Source organism: Couchioplanes caeruleus, from assembly GCF_023499255.1.
Classification (GTDB): Bacteria; Actinomycetota; Actinomycetes; order Mycobacteriales; family Micromonosporaceae; genus Actinoplanes; species Actinoplanes caeruleus_A.
In genome coordinates this window covers 5,340,683-5,360,961 of record NZ_CP092183.1, presented here as the reverse complement: position 1 = coordinate 5,360,961, position 20,279 = coordinate 5,340,683, and the positions used below count along the sequence as shown (strand labels likewise).

17 protein-coding genes and 1 riboswitch are annotated in these 20,279 nt (G+C 71.4%); of the genes, 15 read left to right on the top strand and 2 right to left on the bottom strand.

Features of this window, described 5'->3' with window-relative positions; translation table 11 throughout:
- The first annotated feature begins 38 nt into the window (after positions 1 to 38).
- The 4 genes from COUCH_RS24895 (at position 39) to COUCH_RS24880 (ending at position 2,915) form a co-directional block, all read left to right on the top strand.
- Positions 39 to 338, top strand: coding sequence for a DUF2064 domain-containing protein (locus COUCH_RS24895; protein ID WP_249607617.1), 300 nt, complete (start codon positions 39 to 41; stop codon positions 336 to 338).
- Between the two features lie 144 nt (positions 339 to 482).
- Positions 483 to 624, top strand: a riboswitch (cyclic di-AMP (ydaO/yuaA leader).
- A 4-nt stretch (positions 625 to 628) separates the two neighbouring features.
- Entirely contained in the window at positions 629 to 1,291 is a 663-nt protein-coding gene (locus COUCH_RS24890; protein ID WP_249607616.1) for a transglycosylase family protein, read from the top strand.
- A gap of 396 nt (positions 1,292 to 1,687) precedes the next feature.
- Complete coding sequence (locus COUCH_RS24885; protein ID WP_249607615.1) at positions 1,688 to 2,212, top strand: SigE family RNA polymerase sigma factor; 525 nt, start codon at positions 1,688 to 1,690, stop codon at positions 2,210 to 2,212.
- Positions 2,199 to 2,915, top strand: a complete 717-nt coding sequence (locus tag COUCH_RS24880; protein WP_249607614.1) for a hypothetical protein — start codon at positions 2,199 to 2,201, stop codon at positions 2,913 to 2,915. Before COUCH_RS24885 ends, COUCH_RS24880 begins: the two co-directional genes overlap by 14 nt.
- Here COUCH_RS24880 and COUCH_RS24875 read toward each other — a convergent pair.
- The gene (locus COUCH_RS24875) at positions 2,912 to 4,285 is read right to left on the bottom strand and encodes a cellulase family glycosylhydrolase (RefSeq protein ID WP_430640819.1); all 1,374 of its coding nucleotides are present in this window, start codon (positions 4,283 to 4,285) and stop codon (positions 2,912 to 2,914) included. The genes COUCH_RS24880 and COUCH_RS24875 overlap by 4 nt on opposite strands.
- Positions 4,286 to 4,495: 210 nt before the next feature.
- Between COUCH_RS24875 and COUCH_RS24870 the strand changes: the two genes are divergently transcribed.
- The 4 genes from COUCH_RS24870 (at position 4,496) to COUCH_RS24855 (ending at position 12,347) form a co-directional block, all read left to right on the top strand.
- Positions 4,496 to 7,186 carry a cellulose binding domain-containing protein gene (locus COUCH_RS24870; protein WP_275979976.1) on the top strand — a complete coding sequence of 897 codons (2,691 nt, stop codon included), beginning with the start codon at positions 4,496 to 4,498 and terminating at the stop codon, positions 7,184 to 7,186.
- 11 nt (positions 7,187 to 7,197) lie between these two features.
- A complete protein-coding gene (locus COUCH_RS24865; protein ID WP_249607612.1) occupies positions 7,198 to 10,110 on the top strand; it encodes a glycoside hydrolase family 48 protein in 2,913 nt (970 codons plus the stop codon).
- Between the two features lie 28 nt (positions 10,111 to 10,138).
- A complete protein-coding gene (locus COUCH_RS24860; protein ID WP_430640818.1) occupies positions 10,139 to 11,224 on the top strand; it encodes a lytic polysaccharide monooxygenase in 1,086 nt (361 codons plus the stop codon).
- A gap of 187 nt (positions 11,225 to 11,411) precedes the next feature.
- Positions 11,412 to 12,347, top strand: a complete 936-nt coding sequence (locus COUCH_RS24855; protein WP_249607611.1) for an AbfB domain-containing protein — start codon at positions 11,412 to 11,414, stop codon at positions 12,345 to 12,347.
- A 116-nt stretch (positions 12,348 to 12,463) separates the two neighbouring features.
- Here the strand turns inward: COUCH_RS24855 and COUCH_RS24850 are convergent, their stop codons facing one another.
- Positions 12,464 to 13,459 carry a LacI family DNA-binding transcriptional regulator gene (locus tag COUCH_RS24850; protein WP_249613800.1) on the bottom strand — a complete coding sequence of 332 codons (996 nt, stop codon included), beginning with the start codon at positions 13,457 to 13,459 and terminating at the stop codon, positions 12,464 to 12,466.
- 283 nt (positions 13,460 to 13,742) lie between these two features.
- On the opposite strand from COUCH_RS24850, the gene COUCH_RS24845 reads away from it, so the two are divergent.
- Genes COUCH_RS24845 through COUCH_RS24815 form a run of 7 tightly spaced genes read left to right on the top strand, consistent with a single transcriptional unit; the run spans position 13,743 to position 20,232 of the window.
- Positions 13,743 to 14,732: an ABC transporter substrate-binding protein gene (locus COUCH_RS24845; RefSeq protein ID WP_249607610.1), complete on the top strand. Its 990-nt coding sequence runs from the start codon at positions 13,743 to 13,745 to the stop codon at positions 14,730 to 14,732.
- A gap of 59 nt (positions 14,733 to 14,791) precedes the next feature.
- Positions 14,792 to 16,306, top strand: a complete 1,515-nt coding sequence (locus COUCH_RS24840; protein ID WP_249607609.1) for a sugar ABC transporter ATP-binding protein — start codon at positions 14,792 to 14,794, stop codon at positions 16,304 to 16,306.
- Positions 16,303 to 17,316, top strand: a complete 1,014-nt coding sequence (locus COUCH_RS24835; RefSeq protein WP_249607608.1) for an ABC transporter permease — start codon at positions 16,303 to 16,305, stop codon at positions 17,314 to 17,316. Before COUCH_RS24840 ends, COUCH_RS24835 begins: the two co-directional genes overlap by 4 nt.
- The gene (yjfF, locus tag COUCH_RS24830) at positions 17,313 to 18,326 is read left to right on the top strand and encodes a galactofuranose ABC transporter, permease protein YjfF (protein ID WP_249607607.1); all 1,014 of its coding nucleotides are present in this window, start codon (positions 17,313 to 17,315) and stop codon (positions 18,324 to 18,326) included. Before COUCH_RS24835 ends, yjfF begins: the two co-directional genes overlap by 4 nt.
- A gap of 16 nt (positions 18,327 to 18,342) precedes the next feature.
- The gene (locus COUCH_RS24825; protein WP_249607606.1) at positions 18,343 to 18,831 is read left to right on the top strand and encodes an RICIN domain-containing protein; all 489 of its coding nucleotides are present in this window, start codon (positions 18,343 to 18,345) and stop codon (positions 18,829 to 18,831) included.
- Between the two features lie 22 nt (positions 18,832 to 18,853).
- Positions 18,854 to 19,342, top strand: coding sequence for a nucleoside deaminase (locus tag COUCH_RS24820; protein ID WP_249607605.1), 489 nt, complete (start codon positions 18,854 to 18,856; stop codon positions 19,340 to 19,342).
- On the top strand, positions 19,339 to 20,232 hold the full coding sequence (locus tag COUCH_RS24815) for a TIGR03619 family F420-dependent LLM class oxidoreductase (protein ID WP_249607604.1): 894 nt from the start codon (positions 19,339 to 19,341) through the stop codon (positions 20,230 to 20,232). The genes COUCH_RS24820 and COUCH_RS24815 overlap by 4 nt, the downstream gene beginning before the upstream one ends.
- Positions 20,233 to 20,279 lie beyond the last annotated feature (47 nt).

The following is a 20,279-nucleotide window of genomic DNA, read 5'->3' as shown; positions in this document are numbered from 1 at the left end:
GCGGGCAACCTCGGCGGCTCCGGTGGCCACTGAGGAGCATGACCCGGTTCTTCCGTTGCGATCCGCAGCGCGTACCCCGCAGGGACCCGTTCCTGATGATCGCGGCGGACGTGCCCCAGCTCACACCGCAGCTGCTCGGCGACGCGTACGAGCTGCTGCGCAGCTTCGACGCGGTGGTCGGCCCGACCAGCGACGGGGGCTGGTACGCGTTCGGCGTACGGGAGCCCGCGAAGGGCGCCGGCCTCAACACGCTGACCGACTCCGGCGAGCTGACCATGGCCGCGTTGCGCCGCGGGATGCGGGTCGCGTTGCTGCCCGTTCTGCCCGCCGGGAAGTGAAGATCGAGTCACTCAAAAGGTGTAAACAACGTCACCTTTGGCCCCGGAAACTTGGCCGCGCCCCGGGAGAAGTGGTTACGGTCGGCCGGTCCGCTCAGCGGGCCCCGCGGTCGGTAACGCCGAGTCCTGCCGCCGACCGGACCGGGACATCCAACGATCAGGCATGGAGCGGGGGACCCACACGTTCCTCGGCGCGCTGGTGCGCGCCTCGGGGTGAAGCCGCCACGTGCGGCCGGGCTCCTCGGCCCGAACCCGACAGCTGACCTCGTAGGCGTGGAGGGTTTCACATCATGGCACAGATCCGTAAGCAGTCCCTGCGCGCCCTCGGCCTGGCGGTCGCCGGCGCGGCCGGAACGATGGCACTGCTCGCCCCGGCCTCCGCGGCCCAGGCGAAGTCCGGCGTCAACTGGGACGCGGTCGCGCAGTGCGAGTCCGGTGGCAACTGGAGCATCAACACCGGCAACGGCTACTACGGCGGCCTGCAGTTCAGCCGCAGCACCTGGAAGGCGTACGGCGGCAGCAAGTACGCGAGCACCGCCAACAAGGCGAGCCGTTCGGAGCAGATCCGCATCGCCGAGAAGGTCCTCGACGGCCAGGGCATCGGCGCCTGGCCGGTGTGCGGCAAGAAGGCCGGCTCGAGCAGGTCCTACAAGGCGAAGAACACCGCCGGCGCCTCCTCGAAGTCGTCGCACAAGTCGTCGTCGCACAAGTCCTCGTCGCACAAGTCGTCGTCCCGCAAGACCACGGCGCACAAGAGCACGGTGAAGGCGACGAAGAGCACGGCGGCGCGGTCGACCGGCAAGACCTACGTGGTGCGCTCCGGCGACACCCTTGCGAAGATCGCCGGCAGCAAGCACGTCAAGGGCGGCTGGCGCGCGCTGTACCAGCTGAACCGGGGCGAGATCGGTGGCAACCCCAACCTGATCTTCCCGGGTCAGCGCCTGGCCCTCTGACGGGCCGGCAGTGAGACGGCCCGGTCGCCCTCCCCCGTGGGGCGGCCGGGCCCCTGCCGTCGCGCGGTCCCCTGTGGACGCGCCCCGGCCCCGGCCCCACCGGCGAGGGCTTCCCGTACCACCGGCTGGGGCCGGTCAGAAGAAATTCCGCGGAGGCGGGCAACCTTTCCGGGCCCGGCGGCCACTGAAGGAGTGTTCGCCCGCGGGGAGGCCGTTTCCCGGACCTCACCGGCCTCCCCGCAGGCGAGCCGCGTACGACGTGATTGCCAGGGACTCCGGCGCCGTGGAGGCGGTATCTTGCGGCCGTCCGGGAGCGGACCGCCGGCTGCCCCGGTCCCCTTGCCCCCTTGCGGGGCAGCCGGCACCGCCGTAGCGCCGCACGTCAGGAAGGACCGCGTGACCGACCCCGATACCGAGCGTGCCTTCCGGCGCTTCTTCGACCAGCACCACGCGGACCTGTCGCGGCTGGCCTACCTCGTCACGGGCGAGGCCGGGGCCGCCGACGACCTGGCAGCGGACGCGTTCGTCGAGGTGTGGAAGCACTGGGAGCGGGTGGAAGCGGCGGACAATCCGCTCGCGTACGCCCGCGGCATCGTCGCCAACCTGGCCCGGCAGTGGATCAAGCGGCAGACCCGGGAGCGGCACGGGCTGCTGCGGCTGGGCATGTTGCGCCGGGACCGCAGTGACCCGGACACCGCGGCGGTACTGGACGTGCGGGAGGCGCTGAGCCGGCTGCCGATGCGGCGCCGCGAGTGCGTGGTGCTGCGGTACGCCTTCGACGTCCCCGAGCGGGAGGTGGCGGAGATCCTCGGCATCTCGGTCGGCGCGGTGAAGAGTCAGACCTCGCGCGGCGCCGCGCAACTGAGCGTCTTCTTGAAGGAGCTACCGGTGGGCATAGGAGGCCGCAGTGCGGGAGCCTGACGAGCGGGACCTGCGCGTCCTGCTGCGGGAGGAGGCGGAGCGGCACCGCCCGGACCGGGACGCCATGTTCGAACGGATCGTCCGCGGTCGCGCCGAGTCACGCCGGACCACGCTGGTACGGCTGCGCCCGCTCGCCGCGGCCGCCGCCGTCGGTCTCGTGGTCGTGGGGGTTGTGGGGGTCCGGTTTGCCGGCGGCGGTGAGGGCGACAGCGCACCCGCGGCCGCCCCCGCCCCCTCCGCCGTCCGTGCCACGCCGTCCCCGTCGCCGTCCGCGACCGCGACGAGCGCCCCGCCGAAGGTCTCCGTCTCCAGCAAGGCCGCCCACCGGCCCGGCTTCCTCACCACGGACGGTGAGGTCGACGCCCATTCCAACCCGAACTGGACCCAGGGCAACGTCACGCTGCGCACCACCAGGAGGCTGACCGCGCTCGCGGTGACGGTCTCGGTCTCGCGGACCGACGGGGTGGCGACCACCGGTCAGTGGAGCACGCTGCCGAACGAGATGGTCACGATGAGCGTGGCCGAAAGTGACGGCCGGTTGGTCTACCGGTTCGTGCTCAAGGACGGCGCCTCGGTGTCGCCGGGCCAATACGTCTTCGCGGTGCAGTTCAACCACGCGAGCAAGCGTTCGCCGGCCGCCGACACCTACGCGGTGTCGGCGACCGGCGGCGGCCGGGACGCGGCGGCGAGGGGCGGTTTCTAGGCCGCCGCGCAGCTCACGGCCGGTGCGGTGTTCGTGCCGTTCGAGCCGGCGGTGAAGCCCCAGCTGGTGCTGCCCCCGGCCGGCAGGGAGCCGTTGTACGACATCGAGCGCGCCGTCACGGCGTCCCCGGAGGTCGTCACGGTCGCGTTCCAGGTGTTGGTGAAGCGCTGGCCGTTGGGCCAGGTCCAGGTCACGGTCCAGGAGCTGATCGCCGCGCTGCCGGCCTTGACCGTCACCGCGCCCTGGAAGCCGCCGCCCCACTTCCCGGTGATCGCGTACGTGGCGGAGCACGACTTGCCGGCCGGCGGGTTCGACGGCGGGGTGGACGGGCTGCCCGGCGGCGTCGAGGGCGGGGTGGAGCTGCCGGCGTACACGCTGGCCTCGCGCGAGGTGGCCTTGATGCCGTTGGCGCCGTTGAACAGCCGCTGGCCCCACGAGGTCAGCTGGGTGGCGTCGAAGTTCGTGACCAGGTCGAGGTACTCGACGCCGCCGCCGTTGCCGCTCCACGACCAGCCCAGGTAGCCGATGCCCTCGGCCTGGGCGGTGGCCATGATGGTGTCCTCGTCGGGGTTGCCGTCGGAGTGGTTGAAGCCGAACTCACCCACGACGATCGGCAACCCGGCGCTGGTGAACCGGCCGAGGTAGTCGGTGATCTCGGCGGCGGTGTCGAAGACGCCGTACATGTGGATCGAGAAGATGGTGTTGCGCTGCGGGTCGGTGGCGAAGATCGAGGTGGCGTTGTCGCGCATCGTGAAGGACCAGTCCTGGCCCCAGTTCGGCGCGTCCACCATGATCGAGTGCTCGAAACCGGCGGCGCGCAGGCGGGTGATCGCGTTCTTGGTGTCGGCGACCCAGCCCGCGGTGTTCGTGTTGCCGTACGGCTCGTTGCCGATGTTGAGGATGACGTAGCGCTCCTGGCCGGCCAGCGCGCTCTTGATGCCGATCCAGTAGTCGACCGCCTTGGCCAGCGTGGTGGCCGCGGCGTCCTCGCCGTACCCGGTGGTGTCGTGCACCTCGAGCACGCAGATGAGCCGGTTGGCCTTGCACTGGTTGATCACGTTGGTGACGTCGGCGGCGTCGTTGCGGGTCCAGCGGTCGCCGCTGCTGAGCACCACGCGCACGGTGTTCGCGCCGAGCGCCTTGATGTCGGCCAGCGCGCCGATCTTGTCGGCGTACCAGGTGTGGGCGTGGTTGACGCCGCGCATCACGAAGGCGTTGCCGTTGGCGTCGAGGATGCGCGATCCGCTGACGGTGAATCCGGCGGCGGCCTGGGCGGGCTGGGCGGTCAGCGTCGCCCCGGCCACCAGGGCCGTGGCCAGGGCGGCGAGGCCGCCCAGAAGGCTGCGTTTTCTCACGGGTGGGTCCTCCATCGGTGTAGGAAGCGCTCCCATGACGGTGGACAGGCCTATGTCTACCTACTCGGTTAAGTCGTTGTCAACATCGGCATCTGCCGATGGGATTGTTTCCGGCTCTTGACTTCCAGGTGAACACGGCCGACAGTCATGGGAGCGCTCCCATGAGAGACGTCCGTCGATGGCGCTGCCCCCGGGCGCCGCCGACGTCCCCGAGAGGATTGCCCCTTGCATCGCCCACGCCTCATCGCCGTCGCCGCCGCGCTGACTCTCGTCGGTGCGGCGGCGCTGGTCGGCCAGGCCGCCCACCGGCCCGCGCCCGCCCTCGCCGCCGCCCCCAGTGACACGTACGCCTGGAAGAACGTCCGCATCGACGGCGGTGGTTTCGTTCCGGGACTCGTCTTCAGCCGCGCCGAGAAGAACCTCATCTACGCCCGTACGGACATCGGCGGTGCGTACCGCTGGAACCAGGCGAACCAGAGCTGGACCCCGCTGCTCGACTGGGTGGGGCAGAACAACTGGGGCTACAACGGCGTGCTGAGCATCGCCGCGGACCCCGTCGACGCCAACCGGGTGTACGCCGCGGTCGGTATGTACACCAACAGCTGGGACCCCAACAACGGCGCGATCCTGCGCTCCACCGACCGCGGCGCCACCTGGCAGGTCAGCACGCTGCCGTTCAAGAACGGCGGCAACATGCCCGGCCGCGGCATGGGTGAGCGCCTCGCCGTCGACCCGCACGACAACCGCAACGTCTACTTCGCCGCCGAGGGCGGCAACGGCCTCTGGCGCAGCACGAACTACGGCGCCACGTGGTCGAAGGTGACCGCCTTCCCCAACGCCGGCACCTACGTCCAGGACCCGTCGGACACCAACGGCTATCTCAGCCAGAACCAGGGCTTGACCTGGGTCACCTTCGACGACGTGACCCGCGACGTCTACGTGGGCGTGGCCGACAAGCAGAATCCGGTCTACCGCTCCACCGACGGCGGCACGAGCTGGGCGCGGATCCCCGGCCAGCCCACCGGCTACCTGGCCCACAAGGGCGTGGTGGACTCGGTCAACCACTTCCTCTACATCGCCACCAGCGACACCGGCGGGCCGTACGACGGCGGCAAGGGCCAGGTGTTCCGGCTCAACACCGCGACGGGGGAGTGGACCGACGTCAGCCCGGTCAAGCTCAGCGCGGGCGACGACCTGTACTACGGCTACTCCGGCCTGACCGTCGACCGCCAGCACCCCGGCACCCTGATGGTCGCCACGCAGGTCTCCTGGTGGCCGGACGCGATCTTCTTCCGCAGCACCGACAACGGCGCGACCTGGACACGGATCTGGGAATTCACGAGCTACCCGAACCAGTCCAAGCGATACACCATGGACATCTCCGCGACCCCGTGGCTCGACTTCAACACCAACCCGCAGCCGCCGGAGGCCACGCCGAAGCTCGGCTGGATGAACGAGTCGGTGGAGATCGACCCGTTCGACTCGAACCGCCTGCTGTACGGCACCGGCGCCACCGTCTACGGCACCACCCAGCTGACCAACTGGGACCGCAACACCACGTTCACGATCAAGCCGATGGCCAAGGGGCTGGAGGAGACCGCGGTCCTCGACCTGGCCAGCCCGCCGTCGGGCGCCCCGCTGGTCAGCGCGCTCGGCGACATCGGCGGCTTCTACCACGCCGACCTCGACGCGGTGCCGCCGTCCTTCCACGACACCCCGAGCCTGAGCAGCAACACCAGCCTCGACTTCGCCGAGGCCAGCCCCACCGTCTTCGCCCGGGTGGGCAACGCGGACGCGGCCCCGCACATCGGCGTCTCGACCGACGGCGGCAAGACGTGGTACCAGGGTCAGGAGCCGTCGGGCGTGACCGGCGGCGGCACCATCGCGGTCTCCGCCGACGCGGGCGCCTTCGTCTGGGCCCCGGCCGGCGCCGACGTGCACTATTCGACCACCCGCGGCAGCTCGTGGACCCGGTCCACCGGCATTCCCGCCGGCGCGACGGTCGAGTCCGACCGCGCCGACGCCAAGACCTTCTACGGGTACGCCGCCGGCAAGTTCTACGTCAGCCGCGACGGCGGGGCCACCTTCACCGCCTCCGCCGCGGCCGTGCCGGCGTCGGGCACGGTGCACTTCCACGCCGTACCGGGCAAGGCCGGCGACGTGTGGCTCGCGGGAACGTCCGGCCTGCTGCACTCCACGAACTTCGGGGCGACGTTCACGGCGGTCGCCTCGGTGAGCTCCGGCATCAACGTGGCGTTCGGCAAGGCGGCACCGGGGGCGGCGTACCCGGCGGTGTTCCTGGTCGGCACGGTCGACGGCGTCACCGGGGTCTTCCGCTCCGACAACGGCGGCACCGCCTGGGTCCGCATCAACGACGACGCCCACCAGTACGGCAACGCGGGGGAGGCCCTCGCCGGTGACCCGCGCGTCTACGGGCGCGTCTACCTCGGCACCAACGGCCGCGGCATCCTCTACGCGGACCGGCAGGGCGGCGGCACCACCCCGACGCCGTCCGGCCCGACGCCGTCGAACCCGGGCCCGTCGAACCCGACGCCGTCCCAGCCGAGCCCGTCGAACCCGGGCCCGTCGAACCCGCCGCCGTCCTCGGCCGGGTGCTCGGCGGCGTACCGGATCACCGGGTCCTGGAGCGGCGGCTTCCAGGCCGAGGTGACCGTCCGCAACACCGGCTCGACCACGACCAAGGGCTGGTCGGTCGGCTGGACCTTCACCGCCGGGCAGACCTTCGCGCAGGCGTGGGGCGGCACCGGCACGCAGACCGGCACCGGCGTCACCGTCCACGACGCCGGCTGGAACGGCGCCCTGGCCCCGGACACGAGCACCACGTTCGGCTTCCTCGGCACCTGGACCGGCAGCAATCCCGTTCCGTCCCCCATCACCTGCAGCCCGTCCGTCTAGGAAGGAAGCCCATGAGACGCAAGGCTAGAAGGGCCCTCGCGGCCTGCGGTGCCACGCTCCTCGGCACCGGCCTCGTCATCACCGCCGCCCCACCACCCGCGCTGGCCGCAGCCGGCTGCACGGTGGTGTACAAGGTCGCGAGCCAGTGGAGCGGCGGCTTCACCGGTGACATCGCGATCACGAACACCGGTGACCCGGTCACCAGCTGGCGCCTCGAGTACGACTTCCCCGACGCCGGGCAACGCGTCACCCAGGGCTGGAGCGGCACGTACGCCCAGAGCGGCGCACACGTCACGGTGAACAACGCCGCCTGGAACGGCAACGTGGGCACGGGCGCCAGCGTGAGCACCGGCTTCAACGGCACCTTCACATCGGCGAACCCCGTACCGACGTCGTTCACGCTCAACGGCACGGCGTGCAACGGCACCGCCGCCGCGCCGACCGTGGCGCTCAGCAGCCCCGCGGCGAACACCCGCTACACCGCGCCGGCGTCGATCCCGATCACGGCGACCGCCACCGCGGCGAGCGGGCGTACGGTCAGCAAGGTCGAGTTCTACCACGACGGCCTGCTGCTCAGCACCGACACCACGTCGCCGTACAGCTACACCTGGAGCGGGGTGCCCGCGCAGACCGCGGCGTACCACGTGCAGGCGATCTCGTACGACTCCACGGGCGTCAAGAGCACCACGGCCGACGTACCCGTGTTCGTCGACGCGTCCGCCGACCCCGCGGTGGTCGTCGACCCGACCTCGGTGACCGTGTCGCCGGGCAAGACGACGACGTTCAAGGTGTCGCTGTCCAAGGCGCCGGCCTCGAGCACCGCCGTCTCGATCGCCCGCACGGCCGGGGCCACCACGGTCTCCGCCTCGCCCGCGACGCTGACGTTCACCACGTCGAACTGGAGCACCCCGCAGACGGTCACGCTGACGGCCTCCGACGCGGCGGCGGCGAACACCCAGGCCACCTTCAGCGCCACCGCCACCGGCCTCACCGCCGCGACGGTCACCGCGCTGGTGGTCGCCGAGGGCAGCGCGGACGGCCGGTTCACGCAGCTCTACACCGACATCAAGAACCCGGCCAACGGCTACTTCAGCCCCGAGGGCGTGCCGTACCACTCGATCGAGACGCTGATCGACGAGGCGCCCGACCAGGGTCACGAGACCACCAGCGAGGCGTTCAGCTACTGGCTGTGGCTGGAGGCCGAGCACGGCCAGGTCACCGGCGAGTGGACGCCGTTCAACACCGCGTGGCAGACGATGGAGAAGTACATCATCCCGTCGCACGCCGACCAGCCGACCAACGACAAGTACGACCCGTCGAAGCCGGCCACGTACGCGGCGGAGCACCCGCTGCCCTCGCAGTACCCGTCGCAGCTCGAATCGGGCGTCTCGGTGGGCACGGACCCGCTGGCCAACGAGCTGAAGAGCGCGTACGGCACCTCCGACATCTACGGAATGCACTGGCTGCTGGACGTGGACAACACGTACGGCTTCGGCCACTGCGGTGACGGGACGTCGCGGGTCACGTACATCAACACCTTCCAGCGCGGCCCGCAGGAGTCGACGTTCGAGACCGTGCCGCAGCCGTCCTGCGACACGTTCAAGTACGGCGGCCCCAACGGCTACCTGGACCTGTTCACCAAGGACGCCTCGTACGCCAAGCAGTGGAAGTACACCGACGCCCCGGACGCGGACTCGCGCGCGGTGCAGGCGGCGTACTGGGCCTACACCTGGGCCACGCAGCAGGGCAAGGCGTCGCAGGTCTCCACCGCCGTGGCGAACGCCGCGAAGATGGGCGACTACCTGCGCTACTCCTTCTACGACAAGTACTTCAAGAACCCCGGCTGCACCTCGACCTCCTGCCCGGCGGGCAGCGGCAAGAGCAGCTCCAACAACCTGATGTCCTGGTACTACGCGTGGGGCGGCGCCACCGACACGCAGGCCGGCTGGGCCTGGCGGATCGGCTCCAGCACCAGCCACTTCGGCTACCAGAACCCGATGGCCGCGTACGTGCTGAGCAACGTGAGCGCGCTGACGCCCAAGTCGCCGACCGCCAAGGCCGACTGGCAGGCGAGCCTGAACCGGCAGCTGGAGTTCTACCAGTGGCTGCAGTCGTCCGAGGGCGGCATCGCCGGCGGCGCGACGAACAGCTGGAACGGCGCCTACGAGGCACCGCCCGCGGGCACCCCGACGTTCTACGGCGTGTCCTACGTCGAGGCCCCGGTGTACGCCGACCCGCCGTCCAACCGCTGGTTCGGCATGCAGACGTGGTCACTGGAGCGGCTCGCCGAGTACTACTACACGACCGGTGACACCAAGGCGAAGTCGGTGCTCGACAAGTGGGTCCCGTGGGCGCTGGACAACAGCACCATCGGCACCAGCACCTTCTCGATCCCGTCGGACCTGGCGTGGACCGGCAAGCCGAACACCTGGAACCCGTCGAGCCCGTCGGCCAACACCGGCCTGCACGTCGAGGTCACCAGCAAGGGCCAGGACCTCGGTGTGGCCGGCTCGTTCGCCAAGCTGCTCACGTACTACGCGGCCAAGTCCGGCAACACCCGGGCGAAGACGGCGGCCAAGGGGCTGCTCGACGCGATCTGGGCGTACAAGGACGGCAAGGGCGTGTCGGTGACCGAGACCCGCGCGGACTACAACCGCATGGACGACGTCTACGACCCGGCCACCGGCCAGGGCATCTACATCCCGCCGGGCTGGAGCGGCAAGATGCCGAACGGCGACGTCATCAAGCCTGGCGTGTCCTTCCTGGACATCCGTTCCTTCTACAAGAAGGACCCGGACTGGCCGAAGGTCCAGGCGTACCTGGACGGCGGCCCCGCGCCGACCTTCAACTACCACCGCTTCTGGGCCCAGGTCGACGTGGCCACGGGCTACGCGGACTACGCCCGCCTGTTCCCCAACGGCTGACCCCGCAGCCATCGAAGAAGGAGACACGATGAGAAAGGCGAGATGGGTGGCGGCCGCGATGCTGCTGCTCACCGGGACCGGTGTCGCGGTCCTGCAATCGGCGCCGGCCCAGGCGCACGGCGCGATGATGGCGCCCGGCAGCCGCACGTACCTGTGCTGGAAGGACGGGCTGACCGCCAACGGCGCGATCCAGCCGAAGAACGCGGCCTGCGCCGCGGCCGTGGCCCAGAGCGGCACCACGCCGCTGTACAACTGGTTCGCGGTGCTGCGCTCCGACGGTGCCGGCCGTACCTCCGGCTTCATCCCCGACGGTCAGCTGTGCAGCGGCGGTACGGGCGGGCCGTACAACTTCACCGGTTTCAACCTGGCCCGTAACGACTTCCCGGTGACCCACCTGACGTCGGGCGCGAGCATGCGTTTCGACTACAACGACTGGGCCAAGCACCCGGGGACGTTCTCGCTGTACATCACCAAGGACAGCTGGAGCCCGACCCGGCCGCTGGCGTGGAGTGACCTCGAGTCCACGCCGTTCAGCCAGGTCGTCAACCCGACCGCGGTGGGCGGCCCGGGCACCGAGGACGGACGCTACTCGTGGACGGGCAACCTGCCGTCCGGCAAGAGCGGCCGGCACATCATCTACTCGGTGTGGTCGCGCTCGGACAGCACGGAGACCTTCTACGGCTGCTCCGACGTGGTCTTCGACGGCGGCAACGGCCAGGTCACCGGCGTCGGTGACGGCACCACCCCGCCGCCGCCGACCGACCCGGGCACCCCGCCGCCGACGGACCCGAGCACCCCGCCGCCCTCGGGCAACGGTGGCTGCACGGCGATGTACAACACCACCGGCGGCTGGGGCGGCGGTTTCCAGGGCGAGATCATGGTCCACGCCGGCACCTCCGCGGTGAACGGCTGGACGGTCTCCTGGACGTTCCCGGGCGGGCAGTCGGTGAGCCAGCTCTGGAGCGGCAAGTACACCGGCTCCGGATCCTCGGCGACGGTCAAGAACGAGTCGTGGAACGGGACGGTCCCGGCCAACGGCTCCACCACGTTCGGCTTCACCGGTACGGGCACCGCCCCGACCAGCGTCAACAACCTCACCTGCACCTCACCGTGACAGGAGCCGCCCCGCCGTGAGGGACGGGGCGGCGCCGAGAACCGGCCCGGGACGTGGTTCCATCCCCGCGTCCCGGGCCTCCTCGCGCGTCACTTGGCTCTTGCGTTCCGTGACCTTTGCCACGAATATGGCTGCGGCGCTTCGCGCGTATCGCACGTCATGCTCCGCCGCCACGGAACGGAAGTGCATGTCCACAGAGGATCAGTCCCGCACCGCCGAGTTGCGCGTGGGCGGCTGGGTGCCGCCGTACCGGCAGAGCGCCACCGGCCCCTCCCCGCTGCCCGACGCCTTCCTCGCGGCCGCGAGCGCCGCGGTGCCGCAGCCCGGCCGTCCGTCCGGCGCCCCCGGGCCGGCCCGCCGCGGTCACCGGGCCGTCATCGCCGCCTGCGCCGGCCTGGCCGTGCTGGCCGTGACCGGCGTGATGGCCTACGAGAGCGGCCACGCCACCCGGCCGGGCCCGCCGCGGTTCGTCGCGCTGCCGGTCGTCCCGACGGTCCCGGTGCCCCCGCTCGGCCCCGCGTCCGCCTCACCCTCGGCGGGACCCGCCGGGCGTTCCCTCGCCGCGAACGCGCTCGCGCCGGGCTCCGCCTCCGCCTCGGCACACAGCGGGGCGCCGGCGCCCTCGTCGGCGCGCCCGTCGGTGTCCAGTCCGCCGCCGGCCCGTCCCCGGCCCACCCGGACCCGGGCGCCGGAGCGCCGCGGTCCCTTCACGGTCGGCCGTGCCGCCGGCCTCGAACCGGCCGGCATGACCGGCTACCGGGTCCGCCACCGCGACTTCCGGGCCCGTGTCGACCGCATCGACGCGACCAGCCCGTCCCTCGACCGCGCCGACTCCACCTTCACGGTCCGCGCCGGGCTGGCCGGCACCGGCTGCGTCTCGTTCGAGTCGGTCAACTACCCCGGCTTCTTCCTGCGCCACCGCGACCGCGGGGTCTGGCTCGACCGCCGTGACGGCACCTCCGCGTACGCGGCCGACGCGACGTTCTGCCCCCAGCCGGGCATGGACTCCGGCACGGTGCTGCTCAGCTCCCAGGCCCACCCGGACCGGTTCCTGTCGCTGCGCCGCGGGCGGCTGGGGCTGGGCGGATGGCCGGTGGCTTTCACCGTACGGTCACCGCTGTAACGCCGGCCCACGAGAGGCCCGGACGCGGCGTGCCGGCCCCGGTGCCTCGCTGAGGTGCCTTGTCCGGGGTCACGCCCGGAGTGCGGGGGACGGACGGGCGTGGTCCGGCGGCGGTGTCAGCGCGGCGGCGCGGCGGTGCTGCCGCGGACGACGAGCTCCGGGGACACCACCACGTGCGCCGGGGCTTCCGGCTCGTCGGTGTCGGCCATGTGTTGCAGCAGCAGGGTGAGGCTGCGGCGGCCGAGCTCGGCGAAATCCTGGCGCACCGTGGTCAGCGGGGGCAGGAAGTAGCCCGAGTCCGGCATGTCGTCGAAGCCGACGATGCTCACGTCGCGCGGGACGGAGCGGCCCGCCTCGTGCAGGGCGCGCAGCACTCCGAGCGCGATCCGGTCGTTGGCGCAGAAGACCGCGGTGACCTCGGGGTCGCGGGCGAGTTCCTGGCCGCGGCGGTAGCCCCATTCGGCGGTCCACGAGTCGAAGGCGACCGGCGGCACCACCGCGCCGGCCTTGTACAGAGTGTCGCGCCAGCCCATCACGCGTTCCTGGGCCTCGGGCCAGTCGTGCGGGCCGCCGACGTGGTGCACCGTACGGTGTCCCAGCCCGAGCAGGTGCTGCGTGGCGAGGCGGGCGCCGGCGGCGTTGTCCACCCGTACGGTCGGCACCGCGTCGGTCTCGCCCGCGCCGCCGACCGCGACGCAGTAGAGGCCGCCCGGCGCCTGCAGCAGCCCGTTGGTGACGGCCGGCTTCGGCGCGATGGCGATGATGCCGTCGACGGCGTGCTGGGAGAGCCGGTCCACCGCCTCGAGGACCTCGCGGCGTTCCAGGTTGCGGACCGTCGCGATGCTGACCAGGTAGCCGGCCGCGCGGGCGGCGTCCTCGATGCCGTACAGCATGGACGCCGGGCCGAACAGGGTGGTCTCGAAGCCGATCAGGCCCAGCGTGTGTGACTGCCGGGTGACCAGCGTGCGGGCCGCGAGGTTGCGGCGGTAGTTGAGCGACTGCATCGCCTCGAGCACGCGCGTGCGCGTCTCCTGCTTGACGTTCGGATGCTCGTTGAGGACCCGCGAGACCGTCTGGTGGGACACCCCGGCGAGCTTGGCGACGTCACGCATGACCGTGACCCGCTTCTTCGATGGCACGCGGCCCCCCTGTCGATCTCGCTGACCGATCACAGTGTAGATCCGCGGTTACCTCTTGACGGCGCGTTTGAGAACGGTAACACTCCTGAAACGCACCGTGTGGCGCACGCCACTGCATTGAAGCCCTTGGTTGGTACGGGTCCGCTCGAGTGTTGATCTTGCGTACCCCCGTGCCGCCCGGTCCCCCCTTCCATCTCCGACCGGCACTTTTCGAGATCCAAATTGTGAACGCTAACAACAGCTAGTGGAGGACGTCATGCGCAGGAAATGGTTCGCCGCGCTGCTCGCCGGCGCGCTGGTCACGGCCGGCGTGACCGGCTGCGGCGGCGACAGCGGCGGCTCCGGGTCCGGTTCCGGCTCGGGCGGTGACAAGATCACGCTCGGCTTCTCCCAGGTCGGCGCCGAGAGCGGCTGGCGTACGGCCAACACCAAGTCCATCCAGGAGTCGGCGGCCAGTGCCGGCATCGACCTGAAGTTCTCCGACGCCCAGGGCAAGCAGGAGAACCAGATCAAGGCCATCCGGTCGTTCATCGCCCAGCGCGTCGACGTGATCGCGTTCTCGCCGGTGGTCGAGTCCGGCTGGGACACCGTGCTCAAGGAGGCGAAGGACGCCAACATCCCGGTGATCCTCACCGACCGCGCGGTCGACTCCCAGGACACCTCGCTCTACAAGACCTTCATCGGCTCCGACTTCGTCCTCGAGGGCAAGAAGGCGGGGGAGTGGCTGGTCAAGGAGTACCAGGGCAAGAACGACCCGGTGAACATCGTCGAGCTGCAGGGCACCCCGGGCGCCGCGCCGGCCAACGACCGCAAGGCCGGCTTCGCCGATGTCATCAAGGCGGACCCGAAGTTCAAGGTGATCGCGTCGCAGACCGGGCAGTTCACGCGTACGGACGGCAAGGAGGTCATGGAGGCCTTCCTGAAGACGTACCCCGACATCGACGTGCTGTACGCGCACAACGACGACATGGGCCTGGGCGCCATCGAGGCGATCGAGGCGGCCGGCAAGAAGCCGGGCACAGACATCAAGATCATCACGGTGGACGCGGTGAGGGACGGCATGACCGCCCTCGCCGCCGGCAAGATCAACTACATCGTGGAGTGCAGCCCGCTGCTCGGCCCACAGCTGATGGACCTGGCGAAGAAGGTCAAGGCCGGCGAGCAGGTGCCCAACCGGGTGCTCACCGAGGAGACCACCTTCGATCAGGAGCAGGCCAAGGCCGCCCTGCCGGGCCGCAAGTACTGACAGCCGCGGCCCCGCCCCGGCACCTGCGGGGCGGGGCCCTGCGCAGAAGGGCACCACCCATGACCGAGCGGACCGTCCTGGAGATGACCGGGATCCGCAAGACCTTTCCCGGCGTCGTCGCGCTCGACGGCGTGGACTTCCGGCTGTTCCCCGGCGAGGTGCACGCCCTCATGGGCGAGAACGGCGCCGGCAAGTCGACCCTCATCAAGGTCCTCACCGGCGTGTACGGCATCGACGGCGGCGACATCCGCCTCGCGGGCGAGCCGGTGCGCTTCGCCGGACCGCTGCAGGCGCAGCAGGCCGGGGTCAGCACCGTCTACCAGGAGGTCAACCTCTGCACCAACCTGTCGGTGGCGGAGAACATCTTCATCGGCCGCGAGCCGCGCCGGCTGGGCCGCATCCGCTGGGGCGAGATGCGCCGCCGCGCCTCCGAGCTGCTGGCCGGGCTCGACCTCGACCTCGACGTGGCCGCTCCGCTGTCCTCGTACTCGCTGGCCATCCAGCAGATGGTGGCCATCGCCCGGGCGGTGGACATCTCCGCCAAGGTCCTGATCCTGGACGAACCCACGTCGAGCCTGGACGCCTCCGAGGTGGAGCGGCTGTTCGAGGTGATGCGGCGGCTCAAGCGCGACGGCGTCGCCATCCTGTTCGTGTCGCACTTCCTCGACCAGGTCTACGAGATCGCCGACCGGATGACCGTGCTGCGCAACGGCCGCCTCATCGGCGAGTACCGCACCGAGGAGCTGCCACAGATGCAGCTCGTCACCAAGATGATCGGCAAGGAGCTGACCGTCCTCGACCGGCTCGACGACGAGGTGCGCACCGCCGCGGCCCCCGGCGAGCCGGTGGTCGCCGCGCACGGTCTCGGCCGGGCCGGGGCCATCCAGCCCTTCGACCTGACGATCCGCTCCGGCCAGATCGTCGGGCTCGCCGGACTGCTCGGCTCCGGGCGTACGGAGGTGGCGCGCCTGCTCTACGGCGCCGACCGCGCGGACAGCGGGCACCTCGAGATCGGCGGGGAGCCGGTCACGCTGCGGGCCCCGCGTACGGCCATGCGCCACGGGATCGCCTTCTCCTCGGAGAACCGGCGCACCGAGGGCGTCATCGGTGACCTGAGCGTCCGGGAGAACATCGTGCTCGCGCTGCAGGCGGCGCGCGGCTGGTCCCGGCCGATCCCGCGCCGGCGCCAGGATGAGCTCGTCGCCAAGTACGTCAAGGCGCTCGACATCCGCCCGGCCGACCCGGAGACGCCGGTCCGCAACCTCAGCGGCGGCAACCAGCAGAAGGTGCTGCTGGCCCGCTGGCTGATCACCGAGCCCAAGCTGCTCATCGTCGACGAGCCCACCCGCGGCATCGACGTCGGCGCCAAGGCGGAGATCCAGAAGCTCCTCGTGGAGCTGGCCGGGGGCGGCATGGCCGTGCTCTTCGTCAGCGCCGAGCTCGAGGAGGTGCTGCGGCTCAGCCACACGATCGAGGTGCTGCGCGACCGGCGCCTGGTCGAGGAGATCGAGAACACCGGCGGCGTCGACGCCGACCGCATCATGCAGACCATCGCGAGCGGAGCCACCGCATGACCGCCCTGACCCGCCACCGCCTCTTCTGGCCCGCGGCCGTGCTGGTCGTGCTGCTGGTCAGCAACGTCTTCTTCGCGCCCCGCTTCTTCTCCATCACCGTCCACGACGGCCACCTGTACGGCTCGCTGATCGACGTGCTCCGCTCGAGCACGCCGCTCGTGCTGGTCGCGCTCGGCATGACGGTGGTCATCGCGACCGGGGGCATCGACCTGTCCGTGGGCTCGGTCATGGCCATCGCCGGCGCGGTCGCGTGCCTGATGATCGGCGACCTGCCGAACCAGGACAGCATCGGCGGCGTGCTGCTGGCCGTCGCCGCCGCGATCGGGCTGGCCGTGGTGCTCGGGCTGTGGAACGGCGTGCTGGTGTCGGTGATCGGCATCCAGCCCATCATCGCGACGCTGATCCTCATGGTCGCCGGCCGCGGCATCGCCCAGCTGCTCACCAGCGGGCAGATCATCAACGTCTCGTCGCCGCCGTTCCGCGTCATCGGCGCCGGCTACTTCCTGGCGCTGCCGGTGTCGGTGCTGATCGTGGCCGCGGTCGTGGCGATCGCCGTGATGCTGACCCGCCGGTCCGCGCTGGGCGTGCTGGTCGAGGCGGTCGGCGCCAGCCCCACCGCCAGCCGGCTCGCCGGCATCCGGGCCCGGGGCCTGACGATCATGGCGTACGTCTTCGCGGCCGTCTGCGCCGCGGTGGCCGGCCTCATCTTCAGCTCCAACGTGGCCAGCGCCGACAGCAACGCGGCCGGCAATCTCATCGAGCTCGACGCCATCCTCGCCGTCGTCATCGGCGGTACGGCGCTCACCGGCGGCCGCTTCTCGCTGGCCGGCAGCGTGCTCGGCGCGGTGCTGATCTCGGCGCTCGACATCACCACGTACACGATCGGCATCCCGGCGGAGACCACCCTGCTGTTCAAGGCGGTCGTGGTCGTCGTGCTCTGCCTGAGCCAGTCCGCCGCGTTCCGGGCCGTCGTCCTCCGCCGCCGCCGCACCGCAGGAGCCCCAGCATGACCGCCGTCACCTCCCCGCCCCGGACCGCCCCGCCCGCCCCGGCGGCCCGCCGCCGCCGCTGGGCGGACCGGCGGCACGTGCCCGTGCTCGTCACGCTCGCCCTGCTCGTGGGCATGTACGGCACCGGCGTGGCCAACTACGAGAACTTCTCCGACACCCAGGTCCTGCTCAACGTCTTCGTCGACAACGCGTTCCTGCTCGTGGTCGCGGCCGGCATGACCTTCGTGATCCTCACCGGCGGCATCGACCTGTCGGTCGGCGCGGTGGTCGCGCTGACCACGGTGGTGGCGGCCACGCTGCTGCACGCCGGGTGGCCCGCGGCCGTGGTGCTCCCGCTCGTGCTGCTGATGGGTACGGTGCTCGGCCTCGGCATGGGCGCGGTCATCCACTACTTCAAGGTGGAACCGTTCATCGCCACGCTCGCCGGGATGTTCCTCGCCCGCGGGCTGTCCCTGCTGATCAACCGCAACTCCATCCCGATCACCGACCCGTTCTGGACCGCGATGGCCCAGAAGCGGATCCGGTTCGCGCCCGGCATCTTCATCTCCACGAGCGTGGTGATCGCGCTGGTGGTGGTGCTCGTCGCGGCGTACGTGCTGGCGTACACCCGCTTCGGCCGTACGGTCTACGCGATCGGTGGCAACGCCGACTCCGCGCTGCTCATGGGTCTGCCGGTGGGCCGTACGCGGATCGCGGTCTACACGGTGAGCGGCTTCTGCTCGTCGCTGGGCGGGGTGCTGCTCAGCTTCTACATGCTCTCCGGCTACAGCCTGCACGCGCAGGGCATGGAGCTGGACGCCATCGCCGCGGTGGTGATCGGCGGGGTGCTGCTCACCGGCGGCTCCGGCTACCTGTTCGGCACGGTCCTGGGAGTGCTGCTGCTCGGCCTCATCCAGACCATCATCACGTTCCAGGGCACGCTCAGCTCCTGGTGGACGAAGATCGTGATCGGCATCCTGCTGTTCGGGTTCATCGTCCTGCAGCGCCTCGTCACGAGACGCGCCCGCTGAGATGGTGTTCCGCCTCGTGAACGCGGGCACCGGCGCGGTGCTCGTGCTGCGCGACGTGGCCGCCGACGGCGACGCCCTGACCTGGCGGTGGTCGCCGGACGACGGCGTCTGCGGCCCCTGGCAGCCGGCCGACATGGGCGACGGCACCCAGCAGCTGCGTGAGCTGCGTACCGGCCGGCTGCTGGGTGACGCCGGGCCGCGGACCCAGGCGTGGTGGTTCGTGCCCGACGGCCGCCGCGGCATCGAGCACGCCGGCACGGGCGTACGCCTCGGCGGCCCGGACTGCCACTGGGAGGCCGACTACCGGGTCAACGGCTGCTTCCAGCTGCGCAACGCGCAGACGGGAACCGTGCTGGGCCAGCTGTGGCGGCTGCGCTACGGCGGGGCCGGCACGTTCCGCATCCAGAACGCGTCCACCGGGCAGGTGCTCGGCCTCACCCGCGCCGAACGGATCGTCGAGACCGGCGACGGCACGACCCGCGACCGCCTGTGGCGATTTCACTAGACGCGCCTCCTACTGTGACTCCATGACCACAGTGGATGTCGGCGAGGTGATCGGCGCGGCGCTCGGCGAGGCCGCCGCGCTCGCACGGGCGGTGGAGCTGGCGGGCCGCAACGGCGCCGCGGGACAGCTTCCGTTCGCGGCGCTGGTGGTCCGCGACGGTACGGTGATCGGCGCCGGCGTGAACACGGCGATGGCCGACCTCGACCCGTCCGCGCACGGCGAGGTCACCGCGATCCGCGACGCGGCTCGGCGGCTCGGCACGCTCGACCTCGCCGGCGCCGTTGTCTACTCCAGCTGCGAGCCGTGCGGGATCTGCCGCCTGGTCGCCGCCGCGTCCGGGATCGGCCAGATCGTCTTCGCGGCGCCCAAGGAGAGCGTGCCGGCGTGGATCGACAGTGACCCGGCGACGACCGCACGGCTCATCGAGGCGGTCACCGCGGTGCTGCCGGGCATCGCCCGCCGCGGCGACTCCGGCGTGGACGCCGCGCGCGCCTTCGAGGGCCGGCGATGATCCCGCTCGGCGTCAACGTGCCCAACTTCGGCGCCGGGGCCACGGTCGGCGCGCTGCTGGAGTGGGCCCGGTTCGCCGAGGACGACGGCTTCGCCACCCTCGTCGTCTCCGACCACGTCGTCCCCACGCCCGAGGTGACCGCCCTCTACCCGGACCCGTTCCACGACCCGTTCGTCCTGCTGGCCTGGCTCGCGGGGCAGACCTCCCGGGTCCGGCTGGGCACGTCCGTGATCGTCCTGCCGTACCGGCACCCGCTGCACACCGCCCGGATGAGCGCGATGCTGGACCTCATGTCGGGCGGCCGCTTCGTGCTCGGCGTCGGCGCGGGCTGGGCGGCGACTGAGTTCGCCGCGCTCGGCGCCGACCACGCGGCCCGCGGTGAGGTCACCGACCGCTACCTGGACCTGATCACCGCCGCCTGGGCCCGGGACCGGGTCACCGCCGACCTGCCCGGGTTGCCGATCACCGACGCGGCGACCGGTCCGCGCCCGGCCGGGGGCAGCCTCCCGGTGTGGGCGGGCGGCGCGTCACCGCGGGCGATCCGCCGGGCCGCCCGCTGGGCGAGCGCCTGGCACCCCATCAACCCACCGTACGAATGGCTGCGCGATCGCGGCGTCCCGGCGCTCCGGGCGGCCGCCGCCGGCCTCGGCAGGCCGGTGCCGGACCTGATCGTACGGATCAAGGCGCGGCTGCAGCCCACGACGGGTGGGCCAGGCCGGCCGCTCGGTGTGGGCACCCTGGCGGAAGTGGTGGAGGACGTGGCCGCCCTGGAACAACTCGGCGCGAGCGAGGTCATCCTCGACGCCAACCCCGACACACCCCGGCCGCGCGACTTCGCCGCCGAGCGGCGGCACCTGGTGGAGATCGCGCAGGCGTACGCGGCCCGCTGAGCCGCCGTCCCGGCCCGGGCGCCGGTGGCCCGTGCCGGTCGCTGAGC

Excerpts from the sequence above, each read along its gene's own strand:
- COUCH_RS24895 (WP_249607617.1), top strand. The coding sequence starts at position 39 with ATGACCCGGTTCTTCCGTTGCGATCCGCAGCGCGTACCCCGCAGGGAC.
- COUCH_RS24890 (WP_249607616.1), top strand. The coding sequence starts at position 629 with ATGGCACAGATCCGTAAGCAGTCCCTGCGCGCCCTCGGCCTGGCGGTC.
- COUCH_RS24875 (WP_430640819.1), bottom strand. The coding sequence starts at position 4,285 with ATGGAGGACCCACCCGTGAGAAAACGCAGCCTTCTGGGCGGCCTCGCC.
- COUCH_RS24865 (WP_249607612.1), top strand. The coding sequence starts at position 7,198 with ATGAGACGCAAGGCTAGAAGGGCCCTCGCGGCCTGCGGTGCCACGCTC.
- COUCH_RS24860 (WP_430640818.1), top strand. The coding sequence starts at position 10,139 with ATGAGAAAGGCGAGATGGGTGGCGGCCGCGATGCTGCTGCTCACCGGG.
- COUCH_RS24855 (WP_249607611.1), top strand. The coding sequence starts at position 11,412 with ATGTCCACAGAGGATCAGTCCCGCACCGCCGAGTTGCGCGTGGGCGGC.
- COUCH_RS24850 (WP_249613800.1), bottom strand. The coding sequence starts at position 13,459 with ATGCGTGACGTCGCCAAGCTCGCCGGGGTGTCCCACCAGACGGTCTCG.
- COUCH_RS24845 (WP_249607610.1), top strand. The coding sequence starts at position 13,743 with ATGCGCAGGAAATGGTTCGCCGCGCTGCTCGCCGGCGCGCTGGTCACG.
- COUCH_RS24840 (WP_249607609.1), top strand. The coding sequence starts at position 14,792 with ATGACCGAGCGGACCGTCCTGGAGATGACCGGGATCCGCAAGACCTTT.
- COUCH_RS24835 (WP_249607608.1), top strand. The coding sequence starts at position 16,303 with ATGACCGCCCTGACCCGCCACCGCCTCTTCTGGCCCGCGGCCGTGCTG.
- yjfF (WP_249607607.1), top strand. The coding sequence starts at position 17,313 with ATGACCGCCGTCACCTCCCCGCCCCGGACCGCCCCGCCCGCCCCGGCG.
- COUCH_RS24820 (WP_249607605.1), top strand. The coding sequence starts at position 18,854 with ATGACCACAGTGGATGTCGGCGAGGTGATCGGCGCGGCGCTCGGCGAG.
- COUCH_RS24815 (WP_249607604.1), top strand. The coding sequence starts at position 19,339 with ATGATCCCGCTCGGCGTCAACGTGCCCAACTTCGGCGCCGGGGCCACG.